Consider the following 24,970-nt stretch of genomic DNA (forward strand, 5'->3'; position numbering starts at 1 on the left):
GAGTCACCATGATCTGTTTTGTTATGATTATAAATAAAATGTATTAAAATTAATAGAGTTTAAGAGAAAGGGTGTCGCTTTTTATGTTTATTGTTCAACTACTGCTCGCTCTCGCACTTTTGGGCGGTTCAGACAGCTCCAATGATGCCACATCTACACAACTGGAAGTCAATCCGTTACAGCCTCACCCTGCATATTCTGAACTTGTCTTGGAATCCGGTTTAAAGCCTTTCCGTTCTGAACTAACATACAAAGGATTTGATCCTGACTATAATCAATTTGAGCAGGCCGCTAAAATTCTTCAGGACAAGCTTTTGGATAGCGCACTACCACCGCTTCTATCCAAATCCGGAGATACAGGTACATTTGATTACGGCGGACAATTAAAATTGTTAAAAACTGTTCCTCTGAAGCAAAGTATTGAATTCGGACCATTGACTATTCATATGATGGATGCTCAATTATTAGAGGCTAGTGATATTCCAGATGATACTCGTAAAAACATTTCTATTCTGAATCAAGAAGATATCGGTCCTGATATAACTTATATCAAAATCATCTACAGTGTGGAAAATACAACGGATCAAAATATCGGATTTTACGGTTTGAATTCCATCCATCCAAACACAGGTAAACCTATCTCAGCAGATCGTAATTTCATGAGAAAACCCTATGTTTATCATCAATATGACGGTGTAGTCATGGATAATATGGGCTATGGTTTAGTATACACAGATGACCCCGACAAGCTGGAATCCATTGAATTGGTTTTCAATAGAATCTATGAATATGACACTGGAGAAACCATTGTAGAGCCTACTTCATTGAATATCCCTTTCACGGTCCAGAAGTAATATTAAACTTATATTTGCTTCAATTTTAAGATACCATTTTTTCACGATATAATAATTATTAAACCCCGGCCATGTACCTGCAGATGAGCAGCATACAGCCGGGGTTCCTTGTTGTATTAAGAAAATACATTTGTTCTATCTATAAACTCAAACTATCTCATCTCGTAAAATCATGCTGGCCAATGGTCAGCAGCGTCGGCCTGCTCTTACTCCACACCGAAGTGGCTATCTTCGGATTGTAATAATAGAGCGCTCCGTTTGTCGGATCAGCGCCATTCAAAGCCTTGCGAGCAGCTCTGTAAGAGGTCTGAGTCGGCTTCGTATTGAACTGCCCATCGTCTATAGCCGTGAATTGTCCTTTCTGGAAAATAACTTTCGAAATAGACGACGGGAATTCACTCGAATGTACCCGATTCAACACAACCGCTCCTACAGCAACTTGCCCTTCAAAAGATTCCCCGCGAGCTTCACCGTGGATCAGCTTCGCCAGCTGGCGCAGTGTCTCGCCTTCGGCTTTGGCTTTTTTATTCAGCCTGTTCAGTGTTGCCGGACCTGCAACGCCGTCTGCACTCAGCCCCTGTGCCTGTTGGAACTTGCGGACAGCACCTTTGGTGATGGTACCGTAATATCCAGTCATTCCAGCATCGAAGTAGCCCAGATCGCTCAATTGTTCCTGCAATTGCAGCACATGTTCACTGCGAACACCCTGTTCCAGCTTCTGTGCTCCCGCAGAAGGCGCTGCCACGGTCAATCCCAGTGTCAATGCGCAGGCACCGAGAAGCATGCTGACCCGTCCTGCTCTTTTACCAGCGGCTTTCCCCTTTCCATGAGTGACTTTCCGACTGACGGTGATTGGTTCCATGATGTCAGCAATCGCCCGCACATCAGATCCTTCATTCGTCCTACCAGCACTAGTCAGAGCATCCTCGCTCTCTGTGCACTCCATATTTTTCGTAATTGTCATGTTATTCATCGTATTGGTGACCTCCATCTCTTTCATGGGTTTACTTTCATCCACAACATACACATCATACATTCTGTTTATTTCACTCAGTTCATTACTGTTCTTATCGCGGTACGTTACATGTATGTCGTTATTCATATGCGCACGCACCATGTCAATCACGTTATTACGGCTTGCATTTATACTATTCAAGCGAGTCTTTTCATTCATTTGTGCCATCTGCTTATACTTGTTCATCATGCCATTTACCTCCACTTTTCTGAATCCAGATCCCACTTCTTCCCCCTGAATCCTCGCGGTCCTACATCCCGAGTGTCATTATAGGATATAGAAAAAATGAAGTCTATCGGACCGATGACGCAGTGAAAAATCGATGCTGAACATAACAAAAAGAGGCATGAGCCCATGGTCACACCATGGTCATACCCCTTCTTGTATCAACCATATACCGCTTGTCCAACCCGTTATTTCCGTAGGCAGGCAGACCCGTACAAAAGTTGCGTTGTATTTATTGACAATTACTCAGCAAGTTCCTGACCCTTCGTTTCCCGGCCCCAGAACAGTACAGCCGCTGCGCCAATGAGGATTGTCACGAAGAAAATCGTGAAAATCAGGCTGATCGCCACTTCGCGCTGAACCAGCATACCGACCATTAATGGAGCAAGTACCCCACCGATCCGGCCAACTGATGTGGCAAGACCAACACCTGTCGAACGAACGGAAGTCGGATACAATTCCGGGCTGTAGGCGTACAGACCACCCCAGGCTCCCAGATTGAAGAAGGATAGACAGATTCCTGCGGCCAAGATCGTCGCTTCCGTTGTTGCCAGTCCAAACGCAATCGCACTGAATGCGGTCAAGGTAAGATAAACAACCAGTACGAACTTGCGACCGTAACGTTCAATGAAGTACGCTGCGGTGAAGTAACCTGGCAACTGTGCAATCGTCATGATCAGCACGTATTGGAAACTTTTAACCAACGTAAATCCTTTTGCCATCACAACCGAAGGCAGCCACAGGAACATTCCATAATAAGAGAAAATGACGGTAAACCACAAAATCCAGAGCATCAACGTTGTACGGCGATGTGGTGCTGACCAGACAGTAGCCACCTTCTCGCGGAACGTGATTTTATGAAGCTTGGTATGATTCTTGTACCGTGGCGGGTCCTGAATAGCACGTCGCAGATATAAGGCGTAGAACGCCGGAAGTGCACCAATGGCAAAGGCAATTCTCCATCCGTACTCCGGGATAACAAAGTTCGCAATCAGCGCGGATACAATCCAGCCCCCAGCCCAGAAACTTTCCAATAATACAACGGCACGTCCACGTTCCGCTGTAGGCATCGACTCCGATACCAGTGTGGATGCCACGGGCAACTCTCCGCCAAGTCCAATACCCGCAACCAGACGCAGTGCACACAATACCGCAAATCCAGTCGCCAATGCAGACAGACCGCTTGCAATCGTAAAGATTAACAAGGTCCACATCAGTATGGCCTTCCGTCCAAATCGGTCCGCGAGTGCACCTGCAAGCAAAGCACCTAGCGCCATACCGATCGAGTTAATACTCGTAAGCACGCCGACTTGTCCGGGACTGAGACTCCATTCCTTGGCGAGTGCAGCCACGATAAAGGAGATCATACCAACTTCCATCGCATCAAACAGCCAGCTCATGCCGGCACTGAACAGCAGCTTGCGCTGCTTGGGATTCCGCAATACTTCCAGTTTGCTCATCACTTATAGCTCCCTTGATCTCTATGTAGTCATTCTGACACTAAATCATTATTATGCAGAATGCTCCAGAAATCAATGCAAAATAAGCTTTTCCTTCCGATTTCTGCGATACCTTACCCCTTGAGTGAACCCGCTGTCAGACCTGCTACAAAGTAACGCTGGAGTAGAAGGAACAGCACGATCATCGGAATGGCCGTTACCAGCACACCCGTAAGCATCATCGGATAGTTCGTCACGTATTCCCCACGGAACTGCATAAGCGCGAGAGGTAAAGTGAGCTTGGACTTACTGCTGAGCATCAGCATCGGAATAAGCAAGTCATTCCATACCATGACGAGAAGGAACGTAGCTGTTGCCGCCAGCGAAGGTGCAGCCAGTGGCAGTGCAATCCGGGTATAGAGCCTCCATTCACTTGCTCCATCCATACTGCCCGCTTCCAGAATCTCCGAATTAAGCATGCGCATGAAGCCTGTCAGCATAAATACGGAGACTGGCATCAGCATTGCCGCGGATACGACAATCAAACCTGTCAGACTGTCCGACCACCCGAGTGTACGCGTGAGAGAATAGATCGGCAGCATACTCACTTGGGAAGGAACGATCAGCCCTGCTACGAACAGAGCAAACACGATTTTACCTACATTACCGCCCCAGCGGACAATGGCGTAAGCAATCATGCTGCTCAGCACTAACTCAATGGCAACCGTACCAAGCGTCACAACCAGACTGTTCCCGAAATATTGCCACATCGGCTGATTGCGGAACATGCCCGTGATGTTATCCCACGTAAACGGGTCCGGCCAGCTGAATGGACTGGTGAAGAAGTTGCTGCTTGTTTTGAATGAGGAAACAAATACAAAGTACAGCGGCACAAGGATCAGCAGCGCGTACACCAATAAGATCAGGCGATTGAACCATTTTAAAAACATGTGAACTCCCTTCTGCCTCGATTGCAGGATGAATGCTCCAACATCAACCTCAATAACTTACCCGGTCGGCACGCAGTGCCTTGAACTGCAAGAGCGTCAAGAGCGCGAGCAACACCAGGAAGATCATGGAACCGGCAGAAGCCAGACCAAATGAATAGCTGCCAAAGGCGGTATGATAGATATATGTTGTCAAAATTTCAGTTGCGTAGTTCGGGCCTCCGTCCGTCATGGTGAAAATAAGGTCAAATGCCTTGAACGACTGAATGGTCGTATAGGCCACAACAATCGTTGCCGAAGGTGCCAGCAGTGGCCAGGTCACGGTACGGAATACCTGCCATTTGCTGCCGCCGTCAATGCGAGCCGCTTCATACAGTTCTGCCGGAATGCCTTGCAGACCTGCGATGAATACAATCATCATCTGTCCAGCATGGGCCCAGACTTGGACCGCAGCGATGGAATAGATGGCGATCTTAGGATCACCAATCCAGTTGCGAGCAATACTGCTCATCCCGGCTTCATTCAATCCATAGTTGATCAATCCAATGGATGGATCATACATAAATGCCCAGATCAGTCCGACCGATACGGAAGACAGAATCGCAGGCAGGAAATACAGTGCCCGAAGCACAATGCGTGTCTTGGTATTGCGTACCAGGAGCAGGGCTAAGACAAGAGAAATAAAGGTTTGTGCTATAACAACCGTTAACATGAACTCCACGTTATTACCAAAGGCTTTGCGGAATACGATGCTGCTGAGACTGTCCTTGTAATTATCCAGCCCTACAAATGCATACGACGGGGATACCCCGTCCCAATCCGTAAAGGAGTAGAACAGCCCCGTCAATGTAGGAAATACGAACAATCCAACGTACAGCAGCAACCCAGGGATCAGAAAAAGGGATAGCTGTAGACGGTTTTTCATCGTTTATTTCCCGATATGCTGATCAATGATCGCTTGTGCCTGCTGTGCTGCTTCTTCTGGAGAAGTGCCGCTCAGTACAGCCTGGATGGAGTTGGTTACTGCTTTTTGATTGTCTCCGTTCAGGATGGTGAACCGTGGCTGGAACACGGTCTTTTTGGTTGCCCATTCTCCGGCTACCTGAAGCTCAGGCGTATCGTACTTCACATCATTCACCGTTACATTCTGTCCCGTCTGGTTGGCATAGTCACTCGCTACATCAGGATTGCTCAGGAATTCGAGGAACTTCTTCGCTTCTTCCGGATGTTTTGACTTGCTGTTCACCGCGAGCATGAACGTAGTGGTATGCACTCCTTCATACTTCGCTTGATCTGCACTTACCGTAATCGGTGCAAGCAGTTTTTGCTCCAGATTTGGATTCTGCTGCTTGTTCTGAGCCAATTGATACGATCCACTTGCCAGCATCGCTGCTTTCTCTTGGATAAACAGTGCGCCAGCCGCAGGGTCTTTTGTACCCAGTGCATCCTGCTGGAAGTAACCTTTATCGTTCAGTTCCTTGATTTGAGTCAACGTTTTCACCCAAAACTCATCCGTCAGTTTGGCTTCCCCAGCTTCCACTTTGGTAAAAATGTCGTCACTCGGTGCATTGTTCATCACCATCGTATTCATGAATTGCCCTGGGCCAATGTCCGCTCCGGCAAAGGCAATCGGAATGATGCCATTGTCTTTCAGCTTCTGGCAAAGGGCCAGGAAGCCTTCCCAATCGGTCGGCGGCGTCAAGCCGTATTGTTCAAACAGTTTTACGTTATAGATTGGATCGTTATATACGAGTTGGTACGGAATCGCATATTGCTTGCCATCGTGCTGTCCTGATTCAATCAGCTTTGAATTGTAGGCCGACAGGAACGAGGATCCAGTCAGATCAGTGAACAAGCCGGCTTTGGTGAAAGCTTCGAACTGTGCACCCGGGAAGGATGCAAATACATCCCCTACCGAACCGTCACTGATTTTGGATTGAACGGTGGACTGATATTGATCGGAGGGCAGTGTCTGCATCTCCACGTTGATATTCGGGTTTTCTTTTTCAAATGCGTCAATAGTCTTGTTGAGTGCTTCCACATCTTCTCCACGCCAGTGAATGAAGCTGATCGTAACCTTGCCTGAACCTGAGGAGCCGTTCTCTCCAGATGACGCGTTATCCCCACCGCCGCAAGCTGACAGCAGGATGGACATCACCAGCATACTGACGAGCGGCAGGATCAATTTTTTATTTTTTTTCATGAAAGACGACCTCCTGAGGATGATTAATGTAAGTTGCACAAAAGTTTTTACACAGGGCACTCCGAGTGCAGTACCATCTTCCGATCGCTGTTATCCCCGGATTTCTTTGAATCATTTCTTTCAATGGTTAAAATCCGGGGATAAAGGCGAGCGCTCCGCTTCTTCAGATCGGTTCTGCCCTCTCCGTTAAAGTGTAAAAAAAGGGGCACTTACCTAGAGTTGGTAGTAACTTAGTTAGTAGTAACGGAATGCTGCTTCTGTCTTGTTTTCCATTTCTCGCGAATGATCGGCATCACAGTCCGACCGAAGATTTCGGCCTCTTCCAGATGCGGGTAACCCGAGAGAATGAAAGTCGTAACGCCGAGATCTCCATATTCCATCAAACGTTCTGCGACCTGTTCGGCTGTACCCACAATGAGGATCGCACCGCCGGAACGCACAACGGACAAGCCTGTCCACAGGTTGGGACCTACGACAAACTGCTGCTTCTCGGACAGTTCCCGTAACTCGTTTTGTCTGCGTTGGTTGGTTGCATCCGTTTCGGCAAAAGCGGCTTTGGCTTTCTCAATCGCTTCTGGTGGTACTTTGCTAATAATCTCCCAAGCTGCTGCCCATGCTTCTTCTTCGGTATCCCGAATGAGCACCTGAGCACGCATGCCGTAACGCAATTGACGATCTTGTCCCGTTTCCTCTTTCACCTGCTGACGAATGACCTCAATCTCTTCGATCTGCTCCTGAATCCAGTCATGAGGCTCGCCCCACATGAGGAACGTATCTGCATGTTCAACAGCGACCTTCTTGGCAATCGGAGAACTTCCTCCCAGATAGAATGGTGGATGCGGATTTTGCACCGTCTCCGGCATGCCTACCGGTCCTTTGAAGTTGTAATACTGACCGTTGAATTCAGGATTGGGATCACTGGGTGCATCTGCACCAGATTTTGAACCACTTCCGGCAAACTCCGTCAGGTTCAGTCCCGTCGATTGGGTCCATGAACGCTTCATGACTTCCATATACTCGCTCGCTCGTACATATCGTTCATCATGCGCATGTGCCAGTGGATCGCCGAGTTCCTCCAGATCTCGAACAGAACTGCCTGTCACCACATTGATCATGGCGCGACCACCAGAGAGCTGATCCAGTGCGGCTCCCATTCGTGCAGCGAGCACGGGTGTAACCAATCCCGGGCGAATGGCGACAAGGGGACGCAATGTCTTCGTGTGACTTATCACTGCTGAGCCGACCACCCACGCGTCCAGACAGGCTCCCCCTGTCGGAATCAGTACAAATTCGAATCCTGCCTTCTCAGCCGTCTGTGCCACATCGATCAGATAATCCAGACTCGGTTCCCGCTCCGGGGCAACCCCTACATACTTACCATCCCCTGCTGTTGGCAAAAACCATCCAAACTTCATATCTTCCTGTTCGCTCACAAAAGTCAATCCCTTCTATGAATAAATAAAGTCTCATGTTAAAAATAAGATCGCTGTTCTGCAACTTGGCCGTTACGGTTACGAATCGTTCTTACGATCACTGTTATCTCCAGATTTTTTGATTCCCTTTTCTAAGGGAAAATCCGGAGATAAAGGTGAACACTACGTTTCTTCAGAATCGATTTCGTCCCCTCCACTACGTTTGCACTCGTTTAAAACTTATTTTTAAAGTGTGCCTAATTTCTAATTCATTTTCAAAGTAAGCATCCAAATGCCGATTAATTAACTTGGTTTAATAGGTATGGACATCATATCAATTGATTTGTCTGTGATCAATGTCATTTCGCGGCAATTTCATTTTGTCATTTTGTGGTCTTTTCTCAGATTTAGGTCTTCCTGATCTTGAATATGTATAAAACCCACCTGTATAATAGGTTATAAGTGAAACTTTTAAAATCTACAAACGATACTTATACAATAAAGAGGTGTTCCTGATGACCGAGAGCATGAAGGAGGACCACCATGAGTTTTTGGATATTATTTTCTTCACTCCATCTGAATTCGAGAAAGCTGGTGGCGCCTGGCCGATTCGTATTGGCCGTAATATAGCCAAGACCAACTATCATATTGGCCCTCGTACCACACCTTATCATTATTTGCTGTTTGTGCTGGAGGGGGAAGGTACATTCATACAGAACGGACAGCATCATGCCCTTCGAGCCAGGGATGCGTTCTGTCTGTTTCCGCATGTTACCCATGAGTACTGGACGGACCCGGAGGACACGTTGCAGAAAATATTTATTGCATTTGATGGCGCACATGCATCGGAACTGCTTTCCCGAATTGGACTTACACCCGACTCACCGTACCGTTCAGGTGTACTGACCCCGGAGACAGCAAGTGCGATGCGCTCGTTCATGGAGGATGTTCGCAAACCGCAGGATGGAGCGAGCGATCTGGGACGACTCACCCGGTTTCTAACCCTCTTTGACCGCATAGCCCGTTCCCCGGCAACCAAAGGATTGCAACCGGATTCGGCCACACCTTGGCTTCAGAAAGGCAAGGAATACATGGACATTCATTTTGCAGGCGGCATCTCCGTGGAAGGTGTGTCCGCTCATGCGGGTGTGGATCGAACCCATTTTGCCAAACAGTTCCGCAAAGCCTATGGCCTGTCCCCTGTGCAATATATCCAACAATTGAAAATGAATCAGGCCAAACGCCTGCTGGTGCAGACGCCGCTAAGCTTAACTGAAGTGGCTCATTCCGTAGGTTACCCGGACTTGTTCTCCTTCTCCAAAGCGTTCAAAAAGCAAGTCGGTTTGCCGCCCAATCGCTATCGCACATCGGAGAGCACGAAAGAATGAGGGAGCGACCTTTCGCTCCCCAGCCTAAAATCCATGCTTCATGCACCACGCCTTGTGTACGGTTATGTACGATGTCTCCTTTACCAAATTGCAATGGACTCCTGAGATTCGTATCCTGTACATTATATTGCTGCTAAACGCATATATAAATTGAACTAAACATTTACACGAGAACGTAGAGGACAGAAATAACCTGAAGAAGTGGAGCTAAAAGCTTTCTGTGGCAAGTGTACATTTTCTTAGTTCAATTTATATAAATCCACCACCAAAAAAGACAAGCCCCATCTAACCGGGACTTGCCTTCTTTCTATACTACAGTCGTGACGCACGTACTCGAAACCAGGAACTTTTTATGTTGACGTGACGCTATTCCTTCTCCTCATTCTTGCGCGCAAGCGGAATACCGTTCTCTTTCGCATACCATGCTTCATAATGATGCACAGCCACACCTGCAAATGAAGAATGAGAGGAACCGAGATCAAACACCTTTGCCATCTCTTCATTCATATTGCTAACCGGTTTACGGAAAAAGGTCAGGTGATCCCCCTCGTGTGTATCCGCGAGTTCCGCTCCGATCCAGACTTTCTTGCCGAGATCATCGGCTTCGTCCAGTTCTTCCTTGGACAGATCATACATCTGCTGCCCACTATCCCGGTAAGCCATAATAGCTACCGCATCGAAGTGGGAAATGACCCAGCGACTGAATGTACCCTCACCTTCAGCCGACTGACGGGCATCAAGCCAGAACGGAATGGCAGCGCTCATGTACAGTCCGGCATCCTCGCCGGCTTTTGTCCAGGCCTTCATGTTGTTCTGCCACTCTGCAATGACGCTGCTCTCCTCGTTCTCCCAGCGCTTCAGCTGATACGGCTCCACATCCAGTTGAATGCCTTCGAAACGTTCATTCTTGGCCGAAGCTGCATTGTATGCTCGTACTCGCTCGATAAAAGCAAGTCCTTCATCCCGCTTCTCCTCATAGGCCCAGTCTGCATGACCGTTAAGTCCATGCACTTCAATCTCAGCCTGCCCTGCAGCCGCAATGAATTTGCGGTATGTTGCGTCAGGCACCTCATCCTGGATTTGCAGGAAGATGGTATCCACGCCCTGTTCTTTGGAAAAGGCAATAATCTCAGGCGTCTGTTCTGCAATAATGGACGCGTCCCACAGCCAGGTCGCTTTGTGTTCCTCCGCCTGGAACCATTTGAACATCCAGGACAGAAGCAGCAGGCACAACACCACAGCCAGAATGGCCCATTTCGCCATACCCACCAGTTTGCCCCGTTGCCTCATATATTTCCTCAGACGAGCAACGCTTCACTTGGTTCAAGCACAGGATGCTGTACCGAGTGACCAATCTTGTAGATATGCGGATGTGTGTACGAACGGAATGCATTACGTGTATCCAGAATCGGCACACCCATCTCGGCAATATCAAAGTAAGGCAAATCGCTGTGGTTGGTGATCAGCACGATGCAATCGTACTTTTTGAACTGTTCCAGATTGAACACTTCGCTGTGTACGGTCTCCCCATGCTTGTCCTGGAAGGAATCCGCATGTGGGTCGTAGTAGCTTACGTTAGCTCCACTTTCCTTGAACAGTTCATATACTTCCAGTCCTGGTGATTCACGCAGGTCGGCAATATTAGGCTTGTACGACATGCCGAGGAGCAGAATATTGGATTTACGTACGGATTTGGCGTATTCGTTCAGAATCGTTGACGTTTTGTTCAACACATAATATGGCATGTTGTCATTGGTAGATTGCGCCAGCTCAATGAATTTGCTATAGAAGCGGAAACCTTTGGCCTTCCATGACAGGTACATTGGATCAAGCGGAATGCAGTGTCCACCGATGCCTGGGCCTGGATAGAATGGCATGAAACCAAATGGTTTCGTCGCCGCTGCGTCAATAACTTCCCAGATATCGATTCCCATGCGGTCACACATCATCGCCATCTCATTTACAAAGGCAATGTTCACACTGCGGAAAGTGTTCTCCAGCAGTTTCGACATCTCAGCCACTTTTGGTGAAGATACCGGTACTACGGTTTCTACATATTTGCTATATAGCGCTGTTCCAAGTTTCAGGCAGGCTTCAGTCGTGCCCCCGATTACTTTCGGCGTATTAAATGTGGTGAAACGTCCGTTCGACGGATCCACACGTTCAGGCGAGAAGCAGAGGAAATAGTCTTTACCTGCTTCTTGTCCGATCTTGTCCAGCTGCTGCTGGATCAGTTCTTCGGTTGTACCTGGATAAGTGGTACTTTCCAAGGTAATCAGCATACCTGGTTTCATATGCAGTTTGATCTGATCTACAACGGTCTCGATGTAAGACGTATCCGGGTCCTGATTCTCACTAAGCGGTGTCGGTACGCAGATACTGAGTGCGTCGATCACGCGCAGCATACTGTAATCTGTCGTTGGCTGGAAACGACCGCTTTGCATTACTTTTTTCAACTCATCGGACGAAATATCGTGAATATAGGAATCTCCTTGATAGATACTTTCTACTTTGGACGCATCCAGATCAATTCCGATTACCGTGAAACCTTGATTGACCATTTCCACGGCAAGTGGAAGTCCTACGTAACCGAGCCCGACGACGCCGAGTACAGCTTCTTTATTTTCAATCGCATTCAGTAATGTGTGGAATTGTTGATTCTCCATGATATTCCCTCCGGGCAGTGTATTTGGTAGTGCTTAAAATCCATATAAATAGATGAGTGTCTGTGCTCTAAATGTTGCTCTAATCTATCTGATTCATAGTGTCAAAAAAGCTCTTTCTTTGAACTTCACACAATCAGTTGTTCCAAGCTGTCTTCTAATGCAGGCAGCGTCTGATTCGGGCATCCAGTTCTACAGGTGAGAACGGTTTGGTCATGTAATCATCCACTCCGCTGCGGAAGCATTGACTGATTGTCTGCTCAACACGTTGTTCGGTCAACACGACAATTTTGGGCGGCTGCTCCATCTCCAGGTTCTGAATATGATGGATGAACGGCAGACCGTCGATGCCATACAGATTCAGCTCGGTGAGCACCAGGTCTGGTGTAACCTTCTCGATCAACTCCAGTGCAGCCAGTCCATCGACGGCTTCATAGGTTTCGTATCCCTGCATCTTCAACCGCAATTGCAGGAATTCGCGTACTGTAGGATCGTTGTCCACAATCAAAATTCGTTCTGGCTCGTCCGCCGTATTGTCCAGCGTGTAGATATGAATTTCCGACGAATCTACGAGCTTCGAGGATTCAGCCATATGCTGAATGGTTGCCTTCGAAGGGCGCTCCCCTTCCGGGAAACTGGCCAGTGTAATCTGTGGATCGGCACCAGGTACGGTCTCTTGCAACTCATGTTTGATCCGAAGTCCTTCATAATGAACTTCATCCAGTGACAACCCTGGTAGCAGGACGGCTATCGCCTGAGTGGCCCCATCCTTCCACACCTGGAAGGATGTCCCGCTCGTCTGCTCCAGATGTGTCCTGACCTGCTGCTCAGGTTGAGAGTTTCCTGCACAATGGATGAACATTAAGCCGCATGTTTCGGCACCCGTTTCCTTCAATCCCTGTTCTACACTTCGGTACACATTAACGGCAGCCTCACGCTGCAATGTCGCCGTATTTGGCATGTTCTTTTCCACCCTTCTCCTCGATTATCTATATAAGTCCAAAAAATATTATTTACACTGACACTCCGATGACAGAACAGCCTTTCGATCACTGTTATCCCCAGATTTTTTGATTCCTTTATACAAGGGGAAATCCGGGGATAAAGGTATGCTTTCGATGCAGCTTTCTTTCAGAAAGCTTTTAGGTGCACGCTTCGCTTCTACAGGCTTTTTCTGCCCTCTCCGTTATCGTGTAAATGTCTAGTTGGACATATAATTGCTTTGATTATTCTTTAATCAAGCGGCTTCGCTTGTTTTCTTCTCATCCTCGGACCAGCTTTGCCGTGTCATGGTACCCCATGAGTTGTTGTTTTGCATGAACTGCACATGTCCCTGCAATCTCCACAGTACGCCCAGCTGATGGTAACCCACGAATTTCAGCGCGGAGTAGACGAGCATTTTGACCAGATCGGAGAGTTTGTTGTAACGCTTGAAAGCAATCTCCTCCAGGACAAGTGCGCCTACACTCAGCAGATAACCACTCACAAAGTTCAGCAGTCCGAACAGAACCAGAATCGGCCATTGTGTCATATCCAGAAGCACATATCCAGCGAGAGCCAGAAGTCCGGTAATCCGGAAATACGGGTTGAGTGCTTCAAAAAGGACGTTATATGGCATGGTCACCATACCCATAACCTTATATTTCGGATTGAACAGCATGCCCCGATTCTCCAGCATGTTCTTCAGGTTCCCACGGCCCCAGCGCTTGCGCTGACTGGACAAGATCCGGTAGGAATCCGGTGCCTGCGTCCAGCATACTGCCTCAGGGCAGAAGGCAACGCGGTACTTCAATTTGTTCTCCAGCATATAACGGTGGAGTTTGATGATGATGTTCATGTCTTCCCCAGGATAACCATCCCGGTATCCGCCTACGGCGATTACTGCGTCCTTGCGGAACATGCCGAAGGCACCAGAGACAATGATCAGACCGTTCATGTGACTCCAGCCAATCCGTCCACCCAGGAAGGCTTTGAGATATTCAATCGACTGGAACATGGGCCAGATCTTGCTTGGCAGTGATACATCTTGCACTGCCCCGTTTTCAATTTTGCAGCCATTGGCGATCCGTACATCTCCACCGATGGCTACCGTCTCTTCCGGATTCTCCATATACATGCGTGCCATGCGGATCAGGGCATCCTTCTCCAGCAAAGAATCGGCATCGATGGAAGAGATCAATGGATAATGGGACAGGTTGATCCCCGCATTGAGGGAATCGGCCTTACCGCCGTTTTCCTTGTCAATGACATACAGATCCGGGAACTCTGGATTGTGGTAGATCCCACGAATTTTCTGACAGGCGATCTTGCCCCGAATCTTCGTGTTGGGTACTGGCTTCAGACGATATTCTTCCAACAGGATATTCAGTGTCGCATCACTGGAGCCATCATTCACCACAATGACTTCATATGTTGGATAATTCAGCGTCATCAGGCAGTTCACATTTTCAATAATCGTCAGTTCCTCGTTGTATGCCGGTACCAGCAGAGAAACCGAAGGTACCAGTTCCGAGCCTGACAATGTATTGTATTTGGAATAGTGCGACCGCCGGAAGATCGTCCAGATGTTACGGAACGATAAAGCCAGAATGGAAAAGTAGAGCGTATTTACAAAAACAACATAGTAGATTGCGACCATGCCGTAGATTAATAGTAGATCCCTAAGCAGTGTAATCCCCTCCTACCGTAGCGACACCTGTGCGCTTCTTGCTGGTTCTGTTCTCTCGGACAGGGCCAAAATAACGATCGTACAGCAGTCTTTTTTTGTTATGTGCAATCATCTGCTCTACAGCTCTGTCATCGGTTCTCGTATGCTGCATGGTGCTCTCAATCTGCTGCATCGCAATCTCGCGCTCAGCAACTGTACCTTGCACCGCAGCCTGACACAGTGCTTCGAATCCCGGTTCACCGAGCTTGCTCAGACTCTCCGCACTGTTATATCGAACTCTCCAGTCCTCATCCCGCAGCGCTTTGCGCAGCAATGGAATACTGCCAGATGCATGCTTCGAACCAAGCGCTTGTACCACTTCGGCGCGAACTTCCGGATCGGGGTCCTGGATCAGCTTCAGAATGGTCTCATCCCGGAGTGCCGGACTTGCGCTAAGATACAGCTTCACCGCCTCGGCACGTACATCCTGATGCTCTGCGCCTACCAGTCTGTCCAGTGCAGGCATCACTTCAGGTACAGCCTGTCCCCACATGGCAACCAGTCCGACTTTGACAAAATCAGGATTCCGGTCTTCCAGCAATTCAATTAGAATTCTGCTCGTATCCAGACTCGTTTCGAGCAGAATATCGGCTGCCAGATGGTGAATGGACTTGCCTTTGGTTAACAGCAATGCCAGCATGTCTTTCAGTTCACCTTGCCGAGTCGTACATCTGGAGATGGATCGACCAATCATAATGGCCATCGGGCCCGGTTTCTCATCCTTCAGCAATTCCATCAAACCCGGAACAGCTTCGGGACAACGCATGCCACCCAAGCGATAAGCTGCATCAATCTGGCGACCATAACGCAGACGGCCCAGTTCCTTCAGATCATGCTCTACGAACCCTGCTTCACGGCACAGTGCGATTAATTTGTCGCGATACTCACCCTTGAACTGGTCGATCCATTCAATCAGCCTGTCCTGAATGACTCTGCGTTCCAGCGGAGCCAGCTTGCCTGGCGGCAATTTGAGTGGACTATTCTCGGTCAAAGCTGTTTGCAGATAGGTGAAGTAGTCACGCTGCTTCAATTCATAAAACGCCGTCTTGCGTCGTTTGCCATTGTGGGACATTTTCATGGCAAACAATACGATGACGCCTACAACAACAAGTGCGATACAGATGTACAAAAACAGATAGGCCAAAGCCAAACTTGGAAACATGTGAAAAGGTCCTCCTTTATACTTATTTATTCGATCTGAAAACTAGGAATTTTTTCATAGCTCTTCTTCATTTTTTCGTAGCTTATCTTCAGCCGTTCACTATACTGCACCTGCTCCCAAGGCTGCCAGCTATATACGGGCAATGTCTTCAGATCCAGGGTCGTCTGTTCACCCCCAGGCCAGGATACTTTCTTCGTGGCGCGGTCCGTTAACCACGGAATGAGGGTAATGCCTTCCACAGCAACTGTGGAGAACTCACGTCCATTCTTGAGCGGTCCATAGTCGATCGCTTGCAGCGAACTCGGATCACCGAACCCAAGCAGCATCCAGGGAATTCGCATCTCCACCTGATTGCCGTTATACTGCCATGCCGTTAATGAATCCGTATCGGGCTGACCGGGAGCCGTCGTTCCCCGCTTCAATGTTCCGACCTTTTCATTCATGAATGGATGAGCAGATCGGGTATCCGGCGGTGTCATTCTCAGGCTGACTGCCAGATTCCATGGGTGGAACGGATCTGCGGAATCGGACTGCTGATCTGGCAGCATGTCGTATCCTTCTCTGCCGTACAGACGCTGATTAAAGTCATAATCCTTAGCAATCTCCACCTGTGATTCTTCATCCTGCCCCAGTGTAATCACCGTCTCAAGACCATCACTGAGCGTCCGGCCCGGGAGTAACTTGTCAGGCTGACTGCCTCCAGCAAGTGTATCGGTCCCAATTCGTAGCACTGTCTTAGCCGGGTCAAACGGTTGATCCAAGGTCAGCCCAATATACAGATAGGCTTCATCATGGGTCATCTTCATTTCCTGAATGCCGTCCACTTGGCCCTGCCAGGTCGTGACCTCTTCATCCTTCAGATCATCCCAGTCATCCAGTGATCCGTCGATGGTCAACTGTTCCTGTTTACCGGGGTCCATGGCAAGCAGGCCAAACATCTTCTCGTTTGTCAGTACGTTCAGCCAATATGCACGGCGATCAGCCGGGATTTCCAGTGGCATCGTGTTCCATGTTTTTTTGAACCATTCATCCTGCCACATGAACACAATTGCTCCCGAGTACCCTTCATCATAGATATCCTGCGTCAGTGACGCGTCAATATCTCCCTGCTCTACTTCGTTATGTCCACCCTGATTCCGTCCGCCCATACCCAGATGGGAAATACCAAGAGAAGAGGGTACGCCATACTCTGTAATCATTACAGGCATATCGGAAAACTCGGCTTTCAGCTTGCGCAGATAACTTTTGTACGTATTGTACTCACCGTTCTCATCCTTGATCGTTTGGAGTGTTTTATCGATATGGAACAGATCCGGGTAATACGGGTACACATGGTAGGCTGCAAAATAACCTCCCTGCCATGCCTCCGGCTGAATATGTCGGGCATCTACACTGACGAGATCCTCTTCATACAGCGGCTCGCCGGGATGATCCAGCACATCGGTCGTTACCCAATTGGTGAAGGTCATCGGATGTTCCCATCCATACTTCTTCTCCAGGACCGCCGTATGATCCAGTAACTCTGCGAGCCAGTTCTCGAACGGTGACGCTTCTGGACTCGCCGAGAAATGAACTCCCTTGTACTGCGGTACGTCCGCATGTTTTGCGTTTGTGTTGTCTACCATCGCCGGGTCCCATTCCGTCCCCACATGCCAGGCCATCAGGTATTTTCCTGCATTCGTTTTGTATTTGCCGCTGGACTCTCCCTGCTTGGCAGGAATGTCCGCATCGCCATAGACAGCAGATACGGCCTTTTCAATCTCCTGCTTGAACGTCTGCTCAATATGGGCTGCATAGGCATCCTGTTTCTCAATCAACTCTTCTTCAGGTGACCATATGCCCTGTATAAAATATAACGGTTGCTCCCGGCCGCGGTTATATTCGACCAATGCGGAGTAGAAAATCGGTTCGTGAACCGTGTATACCCGGATTACATTGGCTCCCAGATCCTCGATCTGCTGGAACCACCGCAAGTAATCCTCTTTGGTCAGCGGGAATTCTCCCGGGTAATGCCCCGGTGAAGTTGCGCCCAGGTTGACACCTTTGACGAACATCTCCCTCCACGTTCCATCTGGCCCGTATTCCATGAACCGGTCTCCATCGGTCTTGAATTTCATCTCCGTGCCGTTCTCCGCTGTGTACGTAACGAGCTTGGGTTGCATATAGTGCCATCCGGCAAATATCCCACCGGTCACCACCACTGCTCCTGTCAACACCGTTAATAGCCAGCGTCTTCGTCTTTGTCTGCTCATGTCTTTAGATTGCTCACCTCTCTAATATGCATCCTGCTTCAACATCGAATGGTCCAACATGAAGTTTACGAATCTTTCCGCTTCGGATGTCCGCTTGGTAGAGATGTCAGCGGTGTAGTTCTCACTATAGCGCTAAGACTCTGCATTTGTAACTAGGCTGATGGAAGCAAACATGAAATGGAACATTCTGCCCATAATTCGTAAAAAGCGCCATCAACTAGCACCCGAAAGCCTTCAGGATACGTCTGATTCCCAAACACTAATATTTGCTGGAATCGCATGGATTAGATACCCTGCTGATCTTGCACTTCTGGAACCTTTATTGTTATGTGCAACGCGGGTACAGGCAACGTTTGCCGTTTGAACACATACCCCATTAAACGCGAGTTATATTTTAAAGTTGCGGACCATTTTACAGTATTAACCATAAAGATTACAAAATTGATACTATAGTCCGATAACGCATCAGCGATATTCCGCGTCACATCAAGGTTTTCTGAAAAATGCAGAAAATCAAAAAAGGACATCAGTCCCCCTCTATAGGACTGTGCCCATTTATAACCCTTTTACAAAAACCCAAATGAACGCCCGGTCATCACCCGGAAGTCATGGATCTCTCACATTAAATGTAAAAAAGCACATCTTATTTCCTAATTTCTGCCTCTAATATAGCTAACCCATAATTGTGTCCAATTTGCAAAATAATTCCGGTTGCCGCATTTCGAATTGTCGGATATGCTTATAAAACAAGAACACTTGTTCCATACTGTAAATAAACTGTTAATTATCGATGTTCAAATGAATATAATTGCTTCTTAACATAAGAGCTTAGCATCACGAATAAGGAGAGAAGTCTTATGCCCCGCCAAGACAGACGTGTCATCATGCTGGCAGACTGCCAGTCATTCTATGCCAGTGTGGAGAAGTCTGCACACCCCGAATACAAGGATCGCCCCCTCGTTGTTGCGGGAGATCCGGCGCGCCGTTCGGGCATTATTCTTGCGGCCTGTCCACTCGCCAAGTCCTATGGAATTACGACAGCAGAACGACTGGGCGAAGCGCTCGCCAAATGTCCGGATGTTGTTGTTGTTCGCCCCCGGATGGCCGAGTACATTCGGGTGTCCCTTCATATTACGCGTATCCTTCAGTCTTACACCGATCTGGTGGAACCCTATAGTATTGATGAACAGTTCCTCGATGTCACCGGAAGCCTGGATCTGTTTGGCAGCCCCGAGACGATTGCGCGCAGCATTCAATCCAGAGTGATGGAGGAGACGGGTGTGTACATTCGAATTGGTATCAGCGATACCAAGGTCGTTAGCAAAATGGCCTGTGATCTGTATGCCAAAAAAGTCCCTGGAGGCATCTGTACGCTACCTCGCAAAGATCTGCCTTCAACCATCTGGGAGAAGCCTGTGCGAGACATGTTCATGGTCGGTTCCCGCATGGCGCAGCATCTCTACAAGATGGGAGTCCATACGATCGGTGATCTGGCCCAGACCCCACTGTCCCGACTGAGAGAACGTTGGGGTGTGAATGGCGAGGTACTGTGGCGTATCGCCCGCGGTATTGACGATTCCCCGGTCAAACCCGGGACATATGCTCATCAGCAGCAGGGAATCGGACATCAGATGACGCTGCCCCGGGACTATGACTCCTGGGAAGATATCAAAGTGGTACTGCTTGAACTGGCGGAACTCGTCAGTCGACGTTCCCGGGACAAATCACTCATGGGTCATGTGGTCTCCGTTGGGTGTCGCGGACAGGATTATGATCGGCCAACTGGTTTCTCCCGCCAGATGAAGGTGAATGAACCCACCAACATTACGGATGAAGTATACGATGCGGCAGCAGCTCTGTTCCTGCGCCATTGGGACGGATTACCCATCCGCCGCATCAGCGTGTCATTGACCGGACTTGTACCCGATTCTGAAGTACAGCTGTCCTGGTTTGATGACCGTGAACGTAAAAGAGAATTGGAACGTGCCACGGATGATATCAAGCGCAGGTACGGAGATACCGCCATCATGCGGGCATCCTCCCTCTGCTCGTCCGCGCAAGCCCATGAACGTTCCCATAAAATTGGAGGTCATTATAAATGAGTAAAAAATTGCAGCAAAACGGTATCTTCGAGTCCTCACGCATGATGCTCCCCGAACACCGGGAAGCCTACATTCTTCATCAGGAACAACTTGCTCCTCGTACCCGCCCATCCCTGGATGCCCAGGCCGCGGAAGAAATGTCCCGTTTGCTCAGCAACTCGATGATGCTTGGAGATAGAGTCACTATTACGTTGTTTCACGAACATGACGATATCCGTTACACGGGGCAGGTGCTTCGGCTGGACCGTCCTGCCCGGACCCTCAGACTACTGATGGAAGATGGGTCCCGGGATATTCAAATGAACCTCATTACGGATGTGGCGCTTGCCAATGAATGAAGGGGTATACACCCACCCCGGTGTTGTGGATAGTCCATGATAGATGCAGCATAGTCGTTAACATGCAGGACTGCCTTCCTACACATCCTGATGAATACCAAAAATAGCCGACGAGACATATCCTGACCATTCACTTCGTTCTAAAGAAGCAAAATATCGGATACGTGATTCATCGGCTACATATAAGGGTACAGCTTCTTTTTTCTGAAAAACTTTTAGAAAAAGCTCCAGTCAAATTCCTTGGACAGACGCTCGAGCAGATGCACGCCAGCAATACTGTTGCCTTTGCGATTCAGAGCCGGGCCAACAAGACCTATGCCGAATTGTCCCGGTACAAGGGTCAGAATTCCACCGGATACTCCACTCTTGGCGGGCAAACCTACCTCGATGGCAAATTCGCCTGAAGCATTGTACATCCCACAGGTCGTCATAAAGGTTTTGGCAATCTGAACATAGCGACGAGGGATGAGTTCTTCTCCCGTAATTGGATCTGTTCCATTATAGGCGAGAACAAGTGACATTCGCGCCAAATCTGCACAGGTGACTTCAATGGAGCAATGACGGAAATACACGGCGAGTACATCTTCCACGTCATCCTTGATTACACCATTATGCTTCAGAAAATAACCAAGTGAACGGTTCAGGTGACCGCTCTCTGATTCGGACTCGAATACCTCTTCGTTATAGCCCAGCTGATCATTATTCGCCAGTTTGCGGAAAAACTCCAGAATGCGGCGTGATTTTTCTTCCTTACAGTCTCCTCCAACAAGCGAGGACACCGTAATCGCACCTGCATTGATTAATGGATTGAACGGGATTCCGGGTTCAACCAATTCAAGCTTGATCATCGAATCGTAATCGTCGCCTGTCGGTTCTTTTCCTACATTAAAGAAAACCGCTTCTTCCCCATGATCCATCAGGGCCAGAATAAGGGTAAATACTTTGGAGATACTTTGCATCGTAAATGGGACACCGCAATCCCCTGCCGACACATGGTTCCCTTCGGCGTCCATGATATGTATACCAAGCTCATCCTGAGAGGCTTTGACAAGCTCTGGAATATAAGAAGCCACCTTACCTTGCCCGGTGTGCAAACGACTGGTCTCCAGCCACTCCGGCAGCAATGCATTCAGACGTTCCATGGTTGAATTGCTCATTTCTCATCTCCTCCACATCTCTATATAAGCAAGCATCTTGCATGAAATGTGCATGCGTGAACTCCCACGGTGATAATGAATTTCAGCCATCTCATAGCAAGATGCCCTATATTATCTGATTACCCTCAGAACAGTTCCTTTACCGCTTCGTTTGAAGATTTAACTCCAGAATCTCACCAGGAAGACCATCGTAATCACCTGTCCAGGTGGATACAAAGTTCTGGCGGGTCAAGATCCGGCGGGAAGCAGCGTTACCCGGATCGATAACTGCATAGAGGGATCCAATCCCTGCGGCTTGTGCCTGAATAATCAACCGTGACGCTATGGATGTGCCTTGGCCTTTGCCCCAATGTTCAGGCAGGATCATGTAACCTATCTCAGCCTTGGTCGGGTCCTCCTGATCCGGAATCAATTTGGCATACGCCACACCGGCACCATCTTCACTAAAAACCCGGTAATGTCCGCAAGTGGAACGCTCATTAAACTCCAGCATGGACTCAAATTGCGTTCTCGCCTCTTGCTCCGGTATTGCACGTTCTGTAATCTGTTTCATTACTTCCATATTGGAAACCAATGCATAATAATCATCAAAATCAGGTTGTGTGTATTTAATGAACTTCATGATATGCCTCCTCTGGGGTACATAACTTGGTCTTAGTCTTGATGAATTCATCTAGAGTATAACAGATGCGAATGATGGAATGCACACAGGGCACCACGCTTGCAGGCAGCCAGATGGTCCGATAGGCCAACAAGTCAGCAATCTGACAACTGTAGATACCAAAAAGCGGCCTCGTCTGGAGACCGCTTTGTTTATTTTGTTTTTTAATTTGCTTTTTAAGATGAAGAAATATTCTCTGTTCCGTAATTCCAGTGCATGTTGTTAGCTTGCCCGTGATGAAGGGTTAAGGTTCATCTGTTTTTCACGTTGACGTGCACGACGACCTTGACCTGGAGGGGTGATGATCAGTGCGAGCAACAGCGAGACAGCGCAGAGTACAGCAATCACGATGAAGGTTAGATGGAATCCGCCCAGCAGAGCGCTGATGAATGATCCTGCCAAAGCACCAAATCCAAATCCCTGATAGATCACACCATAGTTTTTGCTCTGATTCTTCAGTCCGAAGTAATCAGCCACAATCGCCGGGAATACGGTAATGTTACCGCCGAAGCAGAATGCAACGGCCGCGACACAGGCGAAGAAAATTCCGAAGGTCAGTGGAACCAGACTAAGTGTCATGACAGCTACGGCTGTAACAAGCAGCGCACCAGCAATGACCTTCATTCGTCCTACTTTATCCGACAGCGCACCGAGAATAATACGTCCTGCCGTGTTAAAGATTGCAACCATGGCCACTGCGTTCGCAGCGGTAGCTACATCGAGACCTGCAAGCTGTACACCGATATCTTTGACAATACCGATCAGATACAGACCGCTCATACACGCCGTGAAGAAAATAACAAACAGCATGTACGCTTCTTTTGTACGCAGCATCTCTTTCACCGTGTAGTCATGACGTGCCACGACTTGTTTGGATCCTTCCTTGCTTGCCGGAGCCTGTTCACGAACAACCGCTTCACGAATCAGGAATGATCCCGCAACGACCAGAACCAGAACGATAATGCCCCAGTACATAAATGCCTGAGCAGGACCAACGGCACCAATCAATGCCGAGTTCACATATTTGAACAATAAACTACCGGTACCAAAGGCGCCGACCGAGATCCCCGAGATCAGACCTTTACGCTCCGGGAACCATTTGATCAGATTAGACAGTGACGTAATGTACGCCGTACCATCTGCAAAACCAACAACAAATCCAGCCAAAATGTACAGCAGTGTTAGCGAAGTGACTTGGGAACTCAGAATAAGACCCAGCCCAAGCACAACCCCGGCTACACGGATCAGGCGCTGAAGACCCCAACGTTCCTGCAACCGTCCTGCAAACAATGTGGCAAATGCCAAAGCAAAACTGGTAATTGAAAAAGTTATCGCGACCGAGCTGACGTCCCATCCGAAACGATCAGACAACGGTTGATTAAATAAACTCCAAGTATAGATGGTTCCAAGACCCATTTGTACAATGATGGTCCCCAAAACAATAAGCCAGCGGTTCATTTTTGTAGGTGCAGATGTTGATTCAGGTGTTGATGAAACGGATGAAATGGTTGCTTTCATCGTGATCTCCCCTTTGCCGATGTCATATACATGAATGCGTTCACAAGCTAATCATACATGAAAGGGGATTCATTACACCGTTTTGAGCATGAGTTGCATCAGATGCGGAATGAAATGCTTCTAGATGCGCATGAGTTGCCTGAATTCTTTGACCTTCCCACGACTCACGGGCACTTCAGCTTCCAAATCGCGCAGACGGAGCAGATACGTATTGTTGAACCAAGGTACAATTTCACGGATTTGCGACAGATTTACAACGTACGAACGGTGGCAGCGAAAGAACGTATCCTGTGGCAGTCGGCTGTGAAAATCCGATATGCTCACTGGCATGGTGAACTCCCCATTTTTGGTATATACCTTCGTCACTTTCTCTTGCGCTTCCGCATAGTAGATATCTGCCGTATCCGTAACAATAATATTGTCATTTCGCAGCAGATTAATTCTTCTGTCTGTATGGGAATTCGTATCTCGTTCTCGTACCAGTTCACCATGCGCAGCAGATCCGTCCGCCGTAGGGGCTGGTCCATCCTCAACATGTTGCTCCACCGGCGCATGATCACGTTTGAATGCGAGCTCCAGCTTATGGAGCATTGCAGCAATTCGTTTCTCGTCATACGGCTTCAGAATATAATCAAACGCCTCCAACTCAAAGGCTTCCGCTGCATGTTCCTTATACGCCGTAGTAAATACAATATAGGGTTTCGTTGCAAACTTCCCAATATGATGGGCCAGCATCATACCGTCCAGCGAGGGAATATTGATATCAAGGAAAATGACATCTACTTCTTGTTCCTGCAAAAATTTCAGTACATCCAGCCCGTCTTCAAGGCGGTCAACCACCTCAATCTGGCTATGTTCCTGGATTAAATAATTCAATTCCTCACTTGCCAGAATCTCGTCTTCCACAATTAGAGCTCTCATTGATCC

The 24,970-nt window shown here is 48.3% G+C and carries 20 protein-coding genes; 4 read left to right on the forward strand and 16 right to left on the reverse strand.

What is annotated here, in order from left to right; all coding sequences use genetic code 11:
* Positions 1–83: 83 nt before the first annotated feature.
* Positions 84–854, forward strand: a complete 771-nt coding sequence (locus MKY87_RS05420) for a hypothetical protein (protein WP_339782810.1) — start codon at positions 84–86, stop codon at positions 852–854.
* A 157-nt stretch (positions 855–1,011) separates the two neighbouring features.
* Here MKY87_RS05420 and MKY87_RS05425 read toward each other — a convergent pair whose 3' ends face one another.
* The 6 genes from MKY87_RS05425 to MKY87_RS05450 form a co-directional block, all read right to left on the reverse strand.
* Positions 1,012–2,058 (reverse strand): cell wall hydrolase, encoded by a 1,047-nt coding sequence (locus MKY87_RS05425; RefSeq protein WP_339782808.1) that lies wholly within the window; start codon positions 2,056–2,058, stop codon positions 1,012–1,014.
* A 278-nt stretch (positions 2,059–2,336) separates the two neighbouring features.
* Positions 2,337–3,554: an MFS transporter gene (locus MKY87_RS05430; protein ID WP_074095747.1), complete on the reverse strand. Its 1,218-nt coding sequence runs from the start codon at positions 3,552–3,554 to the stop codon at positions 2,337–2,339.
* Between the two features lie 113 nt (positions 3,555–3,667).
* The gene (locus tag MKY87_RS05435) at positions 3,668–4,483 is read right to left on the reverse strand and encodes a carbohydrate ABC transporter permease (protein ID WP_339782806.1); all 816 of its coding nucleotides are present in this window, start codon (positions 4,481–4,483) and stop codon (positions 3,668–3,670) included.
* Positions 4,484–4,532: 49 nt separating this feature from the next.
* Positions 4,533–5,405, reverse strand: coding sequence for a carbohydrate ABC transporter permease (locus MKY87_RS05440; protein WP_339782804.1), 873 nt, complete (start codon positions 5,403–5,405; stop codon positions 4,533–4,535).
* Positions 5,406–5,408: 3 nt separating this feature from the next.
* Entirely contained in the window at positions 5,409–6,683 is a 1,275-nt protein-coding gene (locus tag MKY87_RS05445; RefSeq protein WP_339782802.1) for an ABC transporter substrate-binding protein, read from the reverse strand.
* 230 nt (positions 6,684–6,913) lie between these two features.
* Positions 6,914–8,098: an LLM class flavin-dependent oxidoreductase gene (locus MKY87_RS05450; RefSeq protein WP_340967387.1), complete on the reverse strand. Its 1,185-nt coding sequence runs from the start codon at positions 8,096–8,098 to the stop codon at positions 6,914–6,916.
* Between the two features lie 512 nt (positions 8,099–8,610).
* Here MKY87_RS05450 and MKY87_RS05455 point away from each other — a divergent pair.
* Entirely contained in the window at positions 8,611–9,483 is an 873-nt protein-coding gene (locus tag MKY87_RS05455) for a helix-turn-helix transcriptional regulator (protein WP_339782798.1), read from the forward strand.
* Positions 9,484–9,849: 366 nt separating this feature from the next.
* Here MKY87_RS05455 and MKY87_RS05460 read toward each other — a convergent pair whose 3' ends face one another.
* The 6 genes from MKY87_RS05460 to MKY87_RS05485 all read right to left on the reverse strand — a co-directional run bounded on the left by MKY87_RS05460 (position 9,850) and on the right by MKY87_RS05485 (position 18,267).
* Entirely contained in the window at positions 9,850–10,773 is a 924-nt protein-coding gene (locus tag MKY87_RS05460; RefSeq protein ID WP_339782796.1) for a hypothetical protein, read from the reverse strand.
* Between the two features lie 8 nt (positions 10,774–10,781).
* Positions 10,782–12,149 (reverse strand): nucleotide sugar dehydrogenase, encoded by a 1,368-nt coding sequence (locus MKY87_RS05465; protein WP_091028694.1) that lies wholly within the window; start codon positions 12,147–12,149, stop codon positions 10,782–10,784.
* A gap of 154 nt (positions 12,150–12,303) precedes the next feature.
* The gene (locus MKY87_RS05470; protein ID WP_339782795.1) at positions 12,304–13,107 is read right to left on the reverse strand and encodes a response regulator transcription factor; all 804 of its coding nucleotides are present in this window, start codon (positions 13,105–13,107) and stop codon (positions 12,304–12,306) included.
* 276 nt (positions 13,108–13,383) lie between these two features.
* Positions 13,384–14,784 (reverse strand): glycosyltransferase family 2 protein, encoded by a 1,401-nt coding sequence (locus MKY87_RS05475; RefSeq protein WP_340963261.1) that lies wholly within the window; start codon positions 14,782–14,784, stop codon positions 13,384–13,386.
* 22 nt (positions 14,785–14,806) lie between these two features.
* Positions 14,807–16,015: a HEAT repeat domain-containing protein gene (locus MKY87_RS05480; RefSeq protein WP_091018251.1), complete on the reverse strand. Its 1,209-nt coding sequence runs from the start codon at positions 16,013–16,015 to the stop codon at positions 14,807–14,809.
* 26 nt (positions 16,016–16,041) lie between these two features.
* Entirely contained in the window at positions 16,042–18,267 is a 2,226-nt protein-coding gene (locus MKY87_RS05485) for a hypothetical protein (protein WP_339782793.1), read from the reverse strand.
* An 857-nt stretch (positions 18,268–19,124) separates the two neighbouring features.
* Between MKY87_RS05485 and MKY87_RS05490 the strand changes: the two genes are divergently transcribed.
* The gene (locus MKY87_RS05490) at positions 19,125–20,369 is read left to right on the forward strand and encodes a DNA polymerase IV (RefSeq protein WP_339782791.1); all 1,245 of its coding nucleotides are present in this window, start codon (positions 19,125–19,127) and stop codon (positions 20,367–20,369) included.
* On the forward strand, positions 20,366–20,707 hold the full coding sequence (locus tag MKY87_RS05495) for a YolD-like family protein (protein WP_091028686.1): 342 nt from the start codon (positions 20,366–20,368) through the stop codon (positions 20,705–20,707). Before MKY87_RS05490 ends, MKY87_RS05495 begins: the two co-directional genes overlap by 4 nt.
* A 215-nt stretch (positions 20,708–20,922) precedes the next feature.
* Here MKY87_RS05495 and glsA read toward each other — a convergent pair whose 3' ends face one another.
* The 4 genes from glsA to MKY87_RS05515 all read right to left on the reverse strand — a co-directional run bounded on the left by glsA (position 20,923) and on the right by MKY87_RS05515 (position 24,964).
* Positions 20,923–21,864, reverse strand: coding sequence for a glutaminase A (gene glsA / locus MKY87_RS05500; protein WP_338587844.1), 942 nt, complete (start codon positions 21,862–21,864; stop codon positions 20,923–20,925).
* 139 nt (positions 21,865–22,003) lie between these two features.
* Positions 22,004–22,486: a GNAT family N-acetyltransferase gene (locus tag MKY87_RS05505; protein WP_091028682.1), complete on the reverse strand. Its 483-nt coding sequence runs from the start codon at positions 22,484–22,486 to the stop codon at positions 22,004–22,006.
* Positions 22,487–22,747: 261 nt separating this feature from the next.
* The gene (locus MKY87_RS05510; RefSeq protein WP_091034815.1) at positions 22,748–23,983 is read right to left on the reverse strand and encodes an L-lactate MFS transporter; all 1,236 of its coding nucleotides are present in this window, start codon (positions 23,981–23,983) and stop codon (positions 22,748–22,750) included.
* Positions 23,984–24,163: 180 nt separating this feature from the next.
* A complete protein-coding gene (locus MKY87_RS05515) occupies positions 24,164–24,964 on the reverse strand; it encodes a LytR/AlgR family response regulator transcription factor (RefSeq protein WP_047843671.1) in 801 nt (266 codons plus the stop codon).
* Between the last annotated feature and the right edge of the window lie 6 nt (positions 24,965–24,970).

The sequence above is a fragment of the Paenibacillus sp. FSL R7-0198 genome, assembly GCF_038000415.1.
Taxonomy (GTDB): Bacteria; Bacillota; Bacilli; order Paenibacillales; family Paenibacillaceae; genus Paenibacillus.